Raw genomic sequence first — 13,393 nt, forward strand, 5'->3', positions numbered from 1 at the left:
TTTCCCTCTCAACTCTGGGCGGTGGCAGGCACGTTGGCGCTGTCGATGGCCAGGCGGACGACGTTCCAGGACAGCGGCGGCAGCGTGCAGGTCAGTACGTCACCGGTGACGGCACTGGCGTCGGCCGTGCGGGGAGTGACCCGTTCGGGGTCCGTCAGGGTGTTGCGGGCGTCGGGGTCGTCGCCGGTGAGCAGCAGATGCTCGACGACCCGGACGGCGCCGAGACCGCGGAGGTCCACTTCGAGCGGGAGTTCCCGGGTCAGGCTCCGGTTGACGGCGAAGACGGTGATCGTGCCGGCCTGCTCGTCGTGGACGGCCGTGGCGTGCAGCAGGTCGATCTCGCCGAAGCGCCCGGTGGTGTGGGTGGGACTGTCCACCTCGACGCGCAGCACCCGGCCCCGGCCGTACTTCGACGCCTGGGCGAAGGGGAAGAAGGTGGTCTGCCGCCAGGAGGGACCGCCCGGTTGGGTCATGATCGGGGCGATGACGTTGACCAGTTGGGCGAGGGAGGCGGAGGTGACCCGGTCGGCGTGCCGCAGCAGGGCGATCATCAGTGAGCCGACGAGTACGGCGTCGGTGAGCGTGTAGTTGTTCTCCAGGAGTCGTGGCGCCTGCGGCCAGTCGTCCTCGGGACCGGACGCGGGCGGCGGCTCGGGTTCGCTGTGCCAGACGTTCCACTCGTCGAAGGAGATCATCATCTTCTTCTGCGACTTGAGTGTGGCGCCCACGTGGTCGCAGGTGGCGACCGCGGCTTCGATGTACCGCTCCATCTCCACCGCCGAGGCGAGGAACGAGTCGCGGTCCGGGCGCTCGCCCTTCATCTCGTAGTAGGCGTGCAGGGAGACGTGGTCGACCTTGTCGTAGCACTCGGTCAGGACCGTCGACTCCCAGGTGCCGAAGGTCGGCATCGCGAAGCTGGAGGAGCCGGCGACGACCAGTTCGAGGCCGGGGTCGATCATCTTCATGAGGTTGGCGGTCTCGCGGGCGACCCGGCCGTACTCCTCCGCGCTCTTGTGTCCGATCTGCCAGGGGCCATCCACCTCGTTGCCGAGGCACCACATGCGGATGCCGAACGGTTCCTTGTTCCCGTGCGCGGCCCGGAGATCGGACAGCTCGGTGCCACCGGGGTGGTTCGCGTAGTCGAGGAGCCGGCCGGCGTCCTCCACGCCACGGGTGCCGAGATTGACGGCCATCATCGGCTCGATGTCCGCCTTGGCGCAGAAGCCCATGAACTCGGCGAGGCCGAACTCGTTGGTCTCGGTGGAGCGCCAGGCCGGCTCCAGGCGCCGGGGCCGACGCTCGACCGGGCCGACGCTGTCCTCCCAGCGGTAGCCCGAGACGAAGTTGCCGCCCGGGTAGCGGACCGTGGTGACGCCGAGTTCGCGGACGAGCGCGAGGACATCCTCCCGTAGGCCGGCCTCGTCGGCGTCGGGGTGTCCGGGCTCGTAGAGACCGCTGTACACGCAGCGGCCCAGGTGCTCGACGAAGGAGCCGTACAGCCGTGGATGGACGGTCCCGATACCGAAGGCGGGGTCGAGGGTGAAACGGGCAGCGGAGGGCGAAGACATGCTGCGTCCTTGGGGATCTAGGAGGGGGCCGTTGCCACACGTGTCGTTGCTTCACGTGCCGTTACGTCAAGTGCCCGTGCTTCAGGCGCCGTTACTTCAGTCCCGAGGTGGAGACACCGGTGACGAAGCCGCGTTGGAGGATGAAGAAGAGCAGGAGGACGGGGAGGATGTAGAGGACCGAGCCCGCCGCCATGAGGTTGTTGATGGGCGTCTGGTTGCTCTCGTTGACATACTGGGTGGCCACGGCCACGGCCAGCGTGGTGTGGTCCGTGCTCAGCAGCAGTGACGGGGCGATGTAGTCGCCCCAGACCCAGGTGAACGACAGCAGCATGCTGGTGGCGAGCACCGGCCAGGACTGCGGCAGGAAGATCCGCCAGAAGATCCGGCCGTAGCCGCATCCGTCGACGATCGCGGCCTCCTCCAGCTCCCGGGGCATGTTGGCGAAGAACTGCCGGAACAGGAAGATCAGGTAGGGCGCTCCGGCCAGTCCCCAGAGAACCCAGGGCCAGTAGGTGTCGATCATCCCGAGCTTGGCGAAGATGATGTAGGTGGGGATGAGGGTGATCATCGCCGGCATCATCATCGTGGACAGCAGGACGCCGAAGACCAGCCGCTTGCCCCGGGCTGCCAGCCGGGCGAATCCGAAGCCGGCCCAGGCCGAACTGAGGGTGATCAGTACCGAGTAGACACTTGCGATGATCAGTGAATTCCGGGCGTAGCCAAGGTAGTTGAAGAAGGTCAGGGCCCTGGAGAAGTTCCCGAACTGCCATTTCTCGGGCAGCCAGTGCACCGGATAGGCGGCCATCTCCGAGCTGTCCTTGAAGGCGGTGATGACCAGCCAGCCGAACGGGCTGACGAACAGCGCGACCAGTGCGACGAGAACGAGGTAGAGGCCGGTGCGACGAGCGAGGATCATTTCTTGGTCTCCGGCTCGAAGTTGTAGAACACCGCACCGGAACTCACTTTGAAGATCAGCGCGGTGACGACGAGGATCACGGCGAACAGCACCCACAGCAGCGCGGACGCGTAGCCGAAACGGCCGTTGGCGAGGTACTGCGCGAACACGTTGATCATGTACAGGTAGTTGCCCTGCGGCACCGACGTGACCGCCGCGGGGCTGGGGTTCGCGGCGAGCAGCATCGGCATGATGCTCTGCAGCGCGCCGATGACGCCGGTGATGACCTGGAAGAAGATCACGGGCGAAAGGAGCGGGAGGGTGATCCGCCGGAACGACTGCCAGGAGTTCGCACCGTCGATGCGGGCGGCCTCAAGCAGCTCCTTGGGCATGTCCTGCAGACCGGCCAAAGAGATGATCATGGCGTTGCCGCAGCCCCAGAGCGTCAGCATGAGCAGCACGTACCGGGCGTAGGGATCGGCCAGCCAGGTGACCGGGCCCCCGCCGAAGAAGCCGAGGATCCCGTTGGCCGCGCCGGTGTCACGGTCGAAGAGCATCTTGAAGGCCATCGCCGCGCCGACCGGGGGGAACACCGCGGGCAGGTAGAGCAGGGTGCGGTAGACGCCCCGTCCTCGTATCGGACGGTTGATCAGCACCGCGAGGGCGAGTCCGGCGATGATGCCGGTCGGTACGACGGCCGCCACGAAGATCCCCGTGCGGACCAGCGTGTCGCGGGTGACCGGGTCCGAGAGCAGTTCCCTGTAGTTGTCCAGGCCGATGAAGTGGGTGTTCGGCGAGATGCCGTCGGAGTCCGTCAGGCTCAGCCACAGCGCGTATCCCAGCGGATACAGGGTCAGGCCGAGGAAGCCGAGCAGCCATGGGGTGACGCTGAGCCAGAAGACACGTTCCTGCTGGCGAGCGCGGGCGCCGAGGCGGCCGCGCGGTCGGCCGGACGGCTCCCGCGAAGGCCGGGACGGCTTCGCGGGTGCCTCGACGAGCCGGCTTGTACGCACGTCATCAGCACTCGCTCGGTCAGCGCTCACGTGACCGGCACTCACTTGATCAGCTTCTTGCCGTTGGCGAGCTGCTTGTTGATCCCCTCGTTCAGCTGGTCCGCCAGCTTGCTCACGGGCACGCTGCCCTTGATCGCCGCGGGCATCACCTGGTTGATCACGGCGTCGACGGCGTCCTTGCGGACGTACGGGGTGAAGGGCAGGACCTCGAAGTACGACAGTTCCTTCTCCTGCACCGCGTATGCCTGCTTCTGGAAGCCCTCGCTCTTGGGCAGAAGGGAGCGCAGGGATTTCAGCGCGGGGAGGCCGGCACCGGACTCGGCGCGCTTCTTGGCGGGTGCGCCGCCCAGGAAGTACTCCATCGCCTCCCAGGCCGCGTCCTTGTTCTTGCCTGCCTTGGGCATCCACAGGCCGGTCCCGGTGTAGCCGGTGCTGATCCGCTTGCTGCCGAACTGCGGGGCGGGCGCCAGACGCGCGGTGGCGGCGATCTTCTTGTCGGTGACGACCATGCCGCCGAACCAGTAGCCCGAGGTGGAGATCGCCATGCGGCCGGCGTCGAAGGTGGGCCAGTCCCAGCCGTTGGGGTCCGGGTTGGCGATCGTGGGGGCGGCGCCGGACTTGGCGAGTTCGAGGTACCAGCTCAGCGCGGAGCGGGCCTCGGAGGTGGTGAAGTCGACGGCGGAGTAGTCCTCGTTGAAGAGTTGTCCGCCGGCCTCGGTGGTGAGAATCATGAAGGTCTCGAAGTTGCCGGCCATACCGAGGCCGTACACCTTGGACTTCTTGCCGCTCTGTGTGAGGCGCTTGCCCACGTCGAGCAGCTTGTCGTAGGTCAGCGGCTGGGTGTCACTGGGGTAGGGCTCGTCGGCCTTGTCGAACAGTGCGGTGTTGTACCAGAGCATGTAGCTCTGGGACCAGTCCTTCGCCATCCCGTAGCGCGGGCCGCTGCCCTGCTGCTTCCCGTCCCAGCGCCATATGTCGTTGACGGGATCCAGATCGCCGACCTTGAGGACCGTGCTCTTGGCGAAGCGGTCGTCCAGGTCCTGCGCGACGCTGTGCGAGGCGAGGTAGGGGGCGTCCGAGCCCTCGGCGCGCACGAGGTCGGGTGCGTTGCCGCTGGTGAGCATGGCCGTCAGGCGCGTGAGGTCGTACTTGACCATCTTGAGCTTCATGCCGAGCGCCTTCTCGGCCGCCTTGATCTCCGCGGGCGTGCCCAGCTCGGTACCGCTCGCCATGATGGTCAGGGTGGTCTTGCCACCGGAACCGCCCGAGGACACCGAGCCGGCACAGCCCGAGAGCAGACCGCCCGCGGTGGCCGCGGCGGCGATACCGGTGGAGGTGGTGAGGAACCGACGCCGTGACATCGGAGCTCCAGTTGTGGACCGCATGACTGCTTCCTGCCTTTCCGGCTTCTTCGCAGGGTTTCTGTTGACTTCGCAGGATTTCTGTTGACGGGGAGCCGGCACGACCTGGAGGGCGCGTGGGCTTCCCGCCCGACTGCGGTGGGGGATGGTGGAGTCACGGGCCGTCGAGATCGGCTCCGCCTCACTCGGTGAAGGAACAAAGCTCTGTCACAGCGCGGTTTTTGACCGGTCAAATGCCGTTGCGGAGTGACGTTAACTACGTGTATCGGGAGCGTCAAGAGGTCGCGCACAACCGGTTTCTGTTGCCATCGAAGGGCTCCGAAAGAGGCTACGGGGCACCTTGACCGGTCTCTGAGGTCGCTGTAAGAATCCGGAACACAGCTTGTTTTACCGGTCAAATGAGAGGTGGACCCACCCCGTGGTCACCATGGCCGACGTCGCGAAGCGCGCCGGCGTCACCAAGCAGACCGTCTCCAACGTGGTCCGGGGGCGCACGGTCGTCAGCCCCGAGACCAGGGCGAGAGTCGAGGCCGCCATCGCGGAACTGGGGTACACACCCAACCTGGTGGCCCGGAGCCTGTCCACGGGCACCACCATGACCATCGGCTTCATCGTGCCCACCATCGCCAACCCCTTCTACTCGGAGGTGGTGGAGGAGGTGGAGATGCTGCTGGAGGAACGCGGCTACCACCTGTTGATGGCCACGACCAGGGGCGACGGGGACCGCGCCCGGCGTCAACTGGCCACCCTCTCCAACCGGTCGGTGGACGCGCTCCTGGTGGCCGGTGACTTCGAGTTGGGCGAACAGCTGTCCCCGCAGAGCGAGTTGGAACTGCCGGTCGTGCTGTGCGCCTGGGAGATCGATCCTCCGGACAAGCTGCCCGTGGTCACCATCGACTACGAGAAGGCCGGGTATCTGGCCGGGCGGCACCTCCGGGAGCTCGGGCACCGGCGGGTGGCGGTGATCGCGGACCTCCCGGCGCACCGTGTCCGGGTGGCCGGTGTCCGGCGGGCCTTCGCCGAGGACGGGATCGTGGTTCCCGACGACTTGGTGTTCACGGCCCCGGGAGCGACACCCGAGTCCGGCTACGAGGCGGCCCTACGAGCTCTGCCCCACCTGCGTACGACAGACCCCGTGACAGCCGTGTTCACCTCCACCGACGCCATCGCCCTGGGAGTGATGGAAGTCTGCCGGCACCAGGGACTTCGGGTGCCGGAGGACATCTCGGTCGTCGGCATCGACGACATCCCCCAGGCGGCACACGCCCATCCGCCCCTGACCACGGTGGCCCTGCCCAAGCGGCAGATGGCCAGGGAGGCCACCGAGCTGCTGTGGCGAGGCATCGCCAACAGCAGGCCTGCGGCCCCGTCCCTGACTCTCCTGCGGCCCGAAGTCGTACCCCGCGCGAGTTCCGCACCGCCCGGCATCCACTGACGTCCGGTGCGGCGTCGAGAGTGCCGCGCGGCCCGGAAACCCCACGCGTCGATCCGTCCCCGCCCGGCGCGTTCGCCGCCATGCCCACGCACTCCCCCACTCCCCTGTTGCCCGGGAGCGCGCACCCTCCCCTGCCCGAAGGAAGGCCCCTGCTGTGATGAGTGAGCCCACCGCACACGACTACCTGGAGAGCTTCTCGCCGGGCCGCGGCCGCGAGCGGCCCCGTGCCGCCTTCACCTCCGACGCCCCCGAACTGGACCTGACCGGGACCTGGCGCTTCCATCTGGCCGCGGGGCTGCCGCAGGTCGTCGAGGGTTTCCAGGAAACCGGGTTCGACGACAGCGGCTGGGACACGATCCCGGTGCCGTCCTGCTGGCAGCTGGAGGGGCTGCCGGGCGAGCCGCGCTTCGGCCCGCCCGCGTACACCAACCAGGTCTATCCGTTCCCGGTGGATCCGCCGCACGTACCCGACGCCAACCCGACCGGCGAGTACCGCCGCGAGTTCCTCCTCCCCGGCAACTGGCCCGAGGGCCGCGCCCTGTTGCGCTTCGAGGGTGTCGACTCCTGCTTCGCCGCCTGGCTCAACGGCACGCTGCTCGGCGACGGCAAGGGCAGTCGCCTGCCCACCGAGTTCGACGTCACCGACGCCCTGCGGCCGGGGCGCAATGTCCTCGCGGTCCGGGTGCACCAGTGGTCGTCCGGCAGCTACCTGGAAGACCAGGACATGTGGTGGCTGTCGGGGATCTTCCGCCCCGTCACCCTGCTCTCCCGCCCGGCCGGCGCGCTGACCGACTTCTTCGTGCACGCCGACTACGACCACCTCACCGGCGACGGCACCCTGTCCGTGCGGGCCGACGGCCCGGCCCTGCTGACCGTCCCCGCCCTGGGCATTGTCGAAGCCGACCCGGCGGGCCCCCACCCCGCCCCCGACGTCATCCCCTGGTCCGCCGAGCAACCACACCTCTACGAGGGCGAGTTGGTGACCGACGGCGAGCGGGTCCCCCTGCGGATCGGCTTCCGCCGGATCGAGGTGGTGGACGGCGTCATCCTCGCCAACGGGCGGCCCCTGCTCTTCCGGGGCGTCAACCGCCACGAGTGGCACCCCGACACCGGGCGCACCCTCAGCCACGAGGACATGCTCACGGACATACTCCTGATGAAGCGTCACAACATCAACTCCGTACGTACGAGCCACTATCCGCCGGACTCCGCGTTCCTCGATCTGTGCGACACCTACGGCCTGTGGGTCGTCGACGAGTGCGACCTGGAGACGCACGGCTTCGGACTGGTCGGCTGGAAGGGCAACCCGAGCGACGACCCACGCTGGCGCGAGGCCTACTTGGACCGGATGCGCCGCATGGTAGAGCGCGACAAGAACCACCCCAGCGTGGTCATGTGGTCGCTCGGCAACGAGGCGGGCACCGGCTCCAACCTCGCGGCCATGGCCGCCTGGACGAAGGACCGCGACCCGGACCGGCTCATCCACTACGAGGGCGACTACGACTGCCCGTACACCGACGTCTTCAGCCTGATGTACGCCGATCACGGAGAGGTCGGTCTCCTGGGCCGAGGCCAGGAAGCGGTCGCCGAGGACCCGGCGCTGGACGCGCGACGCCGCCAACTGCCGGTCATCCTCTGCGAGTACGCGCACGCCATGGGCAACGGCCCGGGCGGTCTGAGCGAATACCAGGAACTCTTCGAGGCCCACCCCCGGCTGCACGGCGGCTTCGTCTGGGAGTGGATCGACCACGGCGTCCGACGCCGGACGCCGCAGGGATGCGAACACTTCGCGTACGGCGGCGACTTCGGCGAGCCGGTGCACGACGACAACTTCTGCTGCGACGGCTTGGTCTTCGCCGACCGCAGCCCCTCCCCCGGCCTCACGGAGTACAAGAAGGCCGTGGAGCCGGTACGGATCACCGTCGACACCACGTCGAGGACGATCCGCGTCCGGAATCTGCTGCACACGCTGGACACCGCCCATCTACGGTTCCGCTGGTCGGTCGAGGACAACGGACAGCCGCGCGGGGACGGGGAGTTGGCGCTACAGCCGGTGCCCGCGGGCGCCGACGGGGTACTGCTCTGGCCCGAGGCCCTCAACAAACTCTGCGACGCGCCCCTGGAGGACGGCGAGGAGCGATGGGTCACGGTCGTCGCGGAGCTCGCGGCAGACGAGTCATGGGCACCGAACGGTCACGAGATCGCCTGGGACCAGGCCGCTGTCGTGGGCCCCGCGCCGGAAGTGCCAGCAGTGGTCCGGCCGTTGGTCCCGGTCCTGGCCGAGGGCACGTACACCCTCGGCCCCGCGGTCTTCGACTCCGCGTCCGGAACGCTGACCGCACTGGGCGGCCTCCAAGTCGACGGCCCCCGCCTCGACTTGTGGCGTGCCCCCATCGACAACGACCTGCGCACCTGGAACGGTCCACTCGCCGAGGCATGGCGCAAGGCGGGCCTCGACCGCCTGGAACACCGGCTGGTCGGCCTCCGCCCGCACGACGGCGGCCTGGAGGTCATCACGCGCACCGCTCCCGCGGGCGCCGACTTCGCCATGCGTACGGTCTTCCACTGGTCCGCCGACGCCGAGGACCCCGGCCTGCTCCAACTCACCCTGACCACCGAGCCTTTGGGCACCTGGCCCTGCCCGCTCCCCCGCATCGGCATCCGCATGGCGCTCCCGGGGGACATCGAGACGGTCGACTGGTTCGGACTCGGCCCCGGTGAGGCGTACTCCGACACCACCGCCGCCGTCCGCGTCGGGCGCTTCGGCGCCGCCGTCGACGATCTCCAGACGCCGTACGTCCTGCCACAGGAGAACGGCAACCGGCGCCAGGTACGCCACGCCCACCTCACCGGCCCGGACGGCGGCGGGCTGACCGTCACCGGGTACCCGCACACCGATCTCACCGTGCGCCGCTGGACCAGCGAGGACCTCGACGCCGCACAGCACACCAGCGACCTGCGTCCCCGCGACCGCGTGTACGTCAACCTCGACGCCGCGCACCACGGCATCGGCAGCGGCGCTTGCGGTCCACGCACCCAGCCACAGTTCCAACTCGACGCCCGTCCAGTGACGTTGACGCTCGGCTTCCGCCCGTGCTGAGGCTCTGGTACCGGCAGCCGGCGGAGGACTTCCTCGCGGCGCTCCCGCTGGGCAACGGGTCCCTGGGCGCGATGGTGCACGGGCGTGTCGTACGGGAGCGGATCGACCTCAACGCCGACACCTTGTGGTCCGGCGGTCCCGGGGACCACAACGACGACGGGGCTGCCGCGCACCTCCCCGCCCTGCGCGAGGCGGTGCTCCGCGACGGCGACCATGTGCGTGCCGAGGAGCTGGCCACGCGGATGCAGGGGCCGTTCACGCAGGCGTACCAGCCGCTGGGTGCCCTGCTGTTCGACCTGGACCATGGTGATGAAGTCACCTCGTACCGGCGGGAGTTGGACCTGGCCGAGGGCGTCGCCACGGTCGCGTACACCGTCGACGGCGTACGCCACACCCGCGAGCTGTTCGTGTCGGCGGTCGCGGGCGTCCTCGCCGTCCGGCTGAGCTGTGACCGCCCGGCGGCGCTGTCCTTCACCGCCCGCCTGCACTCCGCGCACCCGGGATCGGCGCCGGGCGCGGTCATCACGGGCCGTGCCCCCGCGCACGTGCGGTTCGAGGCAACCGGCCCCGACGCCGTCACGTACGCGCCCGACGCGGGCACCGGATTCTCGGCGGGACTACACGTCCAGGCCGACCCGGAAGCCACCGTCGAGCGCACCCCGGACGGAGGCCTGCGCGTCACCGGAGCGACGACCGCCACCCTGCTCGTCGCCGTCACGACCGGCTACCAGGGCTGGAACCAGACCCCGCTCGGGCCGGAATCCGGCCTGGACACCGACGTCGTAGAGCAGTTGGAAACCGCCGCCGCCCTTCCCTACGAACGGCTGCGCGCCGAGCACACCGCCGACCACCGGGCCCTCCAGGAACGGACAGATCTACGCCTGGACCACGACCCGGCGCTCGACGACCTGCCGACCGACGAACGCCTCGGCGCTGTGCGGACGGGCGGCGACGATCCGGGCCTGGCCGCACTGCACTTCGCGTACGGCCGCTATCTGCTCATCGCCTCCTCCCGTCCCGGTTCCCAGCCTGCCAACCTCCAGGGCATCTGGAACACCGCGGTCCAGCCGCCCTGGCAGTCCAACTGGACCACCAACATCAACCTCCAGATGAACTACTGGCACGCCGAGGCCACCGGCCTGCCGGAATGCCACGAGCCGCTCTTCGACCTGATCGACGACCTCGTCGAGGCCGGCCGCCGCACCGCACACGCCTACTACCGCTGCCGGGGCTGGACCGCGCACCACAACGTCGACATCTGGCGCAGCACCAACCCGGTGCAGGGCAGCCCGAGTTGGGCCAACTGGCCGATGGGGGCGGCATGGCTGTGCGCCCATCTCTGGGAGCACTACCGCTTCAGCGCCGACCGCCGTTTCCTAGCCGCGCGCGCGTACCCGGCGATGCGGGAGGCCGCCGTCTTCCTTCTGGACTTCCTCGTCGAGGACACCGAGGGACGCCTCGTCACCTGCCCCTCCACCTCACCCGAGCACCGCTTCCGGGCACCAGACGGATCACTGGTCGCCACCGGCGCGGCGAGCACGATGGACCTCTGGCTCACCGGAGAACTCTTCGGCAACTGCCTCGCGGCGATCGGGGAGTTGGGCCTGCGCGACGAGATCGAGGACTCGCTGCGCACCGCCCGCGAACGGCTGCGCCCGGTGTCGTACGTGGCCGGGAAGCCACTTCCCGAGTGGTGGGAGGACGTCGAGCCGGAGGACCTCGGGCACCGCCATCTCTCCCACCTCTACGGCCTCTACCCCGGTTCACTGATCGACGCCGAGGAGACACCGGAGCTGTTCGCCGCCGCCCGCGCGGCCCTGGACCAGCGCCTCACGCACGGCGGTGGGGGCACCGGCTGGAGCCTTGCCTGGGTAGCCGCGCTAGCCGCCAGAATCGGCGAGGGAGACCTCGCCCAGCGCAGCCTCAACTCCCTTCTGGCGGGCTCCACTTCGGACAACCTCTTCGACCTGCACCCGCCGGAGCTGTTCCAGATCGACGGCAACTTCGGTGCCACGGCCGCCATGGCCGAACTGCTCCTCCAGAGCCACACCGACGAACTGCGGCTGCTGCCCGCACTCCCGTCCGCCTGGCCGGGCGGCAGCGTCCGGGGGCTGCGGGCCCGGGGCGGCGTCGGCGTGGACCTCGACTGGCAGCACGGCCTGCTCACCAGCGCCCGGCTGACCCTCACCAGCCCGGGCACTTACGTGTTGACCGCCCCCACCGGTGGGGGCCTCCTGCGAGTTTCGGACAGCGAGGGCCGTCCTGTCCCGGTGGACAGCACGCTCCTGCCGGGCGGGTTCGTACGCACGGCCTTCACTGCAGCCGGGACATCGGTCCACCACGTGCGCCCTCGCCTGCGATGGCAGGCGGCAGTCATCAGGTCCAGGGCGCGACCACGGTGAAGGAACGGCTCGCGCGGAACGCGTCGGTGTTCTGGGCGCGGTCGACCCAGAGTTCGAGGTTGTCGCGGTAACGGAGGTAGCGGCCGGGGTAGTTGTACGACTCCAGGGAGACCGACCCGTCGGTGGAACCGGGCCGGGCGCAGAAGGTGGCGTCCTTCTGGAAGACGGCCGATCCATCGTTGGCGTCCAGCCGGATACGGAAGGCGTAGTGGCGCAGGTATCTGCCCGAGGCGTCCTTGAGCGAGTAGCAGTGGGAATCGGCCAGCCCGGCGACGAATCGGAAGGTGGCCTCCTGCTTCGCGGACCCGGGGCTGGTCGCGGCAACGGGACTGAGGAATCCGAGGTTGCCGACTTCACGCACATAGCGGCCGGACTGCTCGGCCGATCGCAGGGCGTGGCGGCCCAGGAGCGTTGGGACGGCCGTCGGCGTCGGGCTCGGCGTGGCGGACGTCGTCGGGGTCGGCGGTGGCGATGAAGCGGTGGGCGATGCCGGGGCATGGGGCTGGGCCCTTGCCGCAGGTGGTTGTACAGGCGCGTCGGACCGCATGTACGCGTATACCGCGCCGCCACCCACCAGGGCCACCGCCCCGGCCGTCAAGGTCACCACCGGCTTGGCCGCCAACTTGCCCAGCAGGTGTCCTACCCGGCCCGCACCGCCGGGAGCGTGGGCAACCCCACCCGCCGCCGAGGCCGAGGGCATCGACTTGGCCAGCAGCAGGCCCGCCAGGCCGATCGGTACCGGCACCAGCGCGAAGTTGCCCAACAGCCCCTCCGTCGGCACCAGTTCGGAGGTGTTGAACAGGCACTGCGGGCACTCCCGGACATGACGCGCCAGCCGCTTGCGCCACCGTGCGTTCGGCCGGCCGTCCCAGGAGGTCAACTGCGCGTCCAGTTCCGCACAGCGCGGCGATGCGGCCAGCGCGCGCACCACGGCCCGCCCGGACTCCAGCCGCTCCTTGACCCGCTGCACCCGTACCGCGGCATGCTGCGGCGCGAGGTCGCAGGCCGCCGCGAGTTCGGCGCGGGTCAGCTCTCCGGCGGTTTCCAGCCACCACAGCGAGAGCACCTCGCGCTCCTCGTCCTCCAGCCAACGGGTCGCCTCCACCGCCTCGCGCCGCTGTCCCGAAAGAGCCAGCCGGAGAATGGCCAGATCGGCGAAGTCCGCCTCCGGGGCCACCTCCTGGACGGCCTCGTCCGGCAGATCCGACTGCGGCCGGGCCTGCCGACCGCGCCACCGGTCACGGACCTGTCGTACGGCGATGGCGACCAGCCAGGAACGGAACCGCTCCGGTTGCTCCAGGCCCGACAGTCCGTCCAGCGCCCGCAGCATCGTGTCCTGGACCACGTCGTCGACGTCGCTGTGCCCGTCGAGGGCCCGTCCGACGATGTTGTAGACCAACGGCAGACAGCCCCGCACGAGGTGCTCCAGCGCCTGCGGGTCACCGGCCCGCGCCGCCACGACCACCTCGACGTCCGGCCGTTCCCGTACGTCCTGCGAGCGAACCCGTCCCACCTTTTGCCGCCCCACCTCGTCGACGAACGTCTGATGCTGACGTTCCGAAGGATGGCAGTGTGCCAGAGGTGTTCGAAATTTCTTTCCGTGGTTTCTGTTATCCGCG

Annotated in this window: 8 protein-coding genes; 3 read left to right on the forward strand and 5 right to left on the reverse strand. The window is 69.3% G+C overall.

Annotated elements, in window-relative coordinates; all coding sequences use genetic code 11:
• Positions 1 to 8: 8 nt before the first annotated feature.
• From arfA to SPR02S_RS43855, 4 genes are all read right to left on the reverse strand, one after another.
• Entirely contained in the window at positions 9 to 1,568 is a 1,560-nt protein-coding gene (gene arfA, locus SPR02S_RS43840) for an arabinosylfuranosidase ArfA (RefSeq protein WP_019063397.1), read from the reverse strand.
• A 91-nt stretch (positions 1,569 to 1,659) separates the two neighbouring features.
• Positions 1,660 to 2,484 carry a carbohydrate ABC transporter permease gene (locus SPR02S_RS43845; protein WP_019063398.1) on the reverse strand — a complete coding sequence of 275 codons (825 nt, stop codon included), beginning with the start codon at positions 2,482 to 2,484 and terminating at the stop codon, positions 1,660 to 1,662.
• Positions 2,481 to 3,476 carry a carbohydrate ABC transporter permease gene (locus SPR02S_RS43850; RefSeq protein WP_019063399.1) on the reverse strand — a complete coding sequence of 332 codons (996 nt, stop codon included), beginning with the start codon at positions 3,474 to 3,476 and terminating at the stop codon, positions 2,481 to 2,483. Before SPR02S_RS43850 ends, SPR02S_RS43845 begins: the two co-directional genes overlap by 4 nt.
• A 41-nt stretch (positions 3,477 to 3,517) precedes the next feature.
• Entirely contained in the window at positions 3,518 to 4,837 is a 1,320-nt protein-coding gene (locus tag SPR02S_RS43855; RefSeq protein ID WP_019063400.1) for an extracellular solute-binding protein, read from the reverse strand.
• Between the two features lie 427 nt (positions 4,838 to 5,264).
• Here SPR02S_RS43855 and SPR02S_RS43860 point away from each other — a divergent pair, with 427 nt between their 5' ends.
• The 3 genes from SPR02S_RS43860 (at position 5,265) to SPR02S_RS57650 (ending at position 11,774) form a co-directional block, all read left to right on the forward strand.
• The gene (locus tag SPR02S_RS43860) at positions 5,265 to 6,272 is read left to right on the forward strand and encodes a LacI family DNA-binding transcriptional regulator (RefSeq protein WP_245607723.1); all 1,008 of its coding nucleotides are present in this window, start codon (positions 5,265 to 5,267) and stop codon (positions 6,270 to 6,272) included.
• Between the two features lie 157 nt (positions 6,273 to 6,429).
• Positions 6,430 to 9,372: a glycoside hydrolase family 2 TIM barrel-domain containing protein gene (locus tag SPR02S_RS43865; protein WP_019063402.1), complete on the forward strand. Its 2,943-nt coding sequence runs from the start codon at positions 6,430 to 6,432 to the stop codon at positions 9,370 to 9,372.
• Positions 9,366 to 11,774: a glycosyl hydrolase family 95 catalytic domain-containing protein gene (locus SPR02S_RS57650; protein ID WP_019063403.1), complete on the forward strand. Its 2,409-nt coding sequence runs from the start codon at positions 9,366 to 9,368 to the stop codon at positions 11,772 to 11,774. Before SPR02S_RS43865 ends, SPR02S_RS57650 begins: the two co-directional genes overlap by 7 nt.
• Here SPR02S_RS57650 and SPR02S_RS43875 read toward each other — a convergent pair.
• Positions 11,749 to 13,287, reverse strand: a complete 1,539-nt coding sequence (locus tag SPR02S_RS43875) for a sigma-70 family RNA polymerase sigma factor (RefSeq protein WP_026151421.1) — start codon at positions 13,285 to 13,287, stop codon at positions 11,749 to 11,751. The genes SPR02S_RS57650 and SPR02S_RS43875 overlap by 26 nt on opposite strands.
• Positions 13,288 to 13,393 lie beyond the last annotated feature (106 nt).

This window comes from Streptomyces prunicolor NBRC 13075 (assembly GCF_000367365.1).
Lineage (GTDB): Bacteria > Actinomycetota > Actinomycetes > Streptomycetales > Streptomycetaceae > Streptomyces > Streptomyces prunicolor.

Excerpts from the sequence above, each read along its gene's own strand:
- SPR02S_RS43855 (WP_019063400.1), bottom strand. The coding sequence starts at position 4,837 with ATGTCACGGCGTCGGTTCCTCACCACCTCCACCGGTATCGCCGCCGCG.
- SPR02S_RS43860 (WP_245607723.1), top strand. The coding sequence starts at position 5,265 with ATGGCCGACGTCGCGAAGCGCGCCGGCGTCACCAAGCAGACCGTCTCC.
- arfA (WP_019063397.1), bottom strand. The coding sequence starts at position 1,568 with ATGTCTTCGCCCTCCGCTGCCCGTTTCACCCTCGACCCCGCCTTCGGT.
- SPR02S_RS43865 (WP_019063402.1), top strand. The coding sequence starts at position 6,430 with ATGAGTGAGCCCACCGCACACGACTACCTGGAGAGCTTCTCGCCGGGC.
- SPR02S_RS43845 (WP_019063398.1), bottom strand. The coding sequence starts at position 2,484 with ATGATCCTCGCTCGTCGCACCGGCCTCTACCTCGTTCTCGTCGCACTG.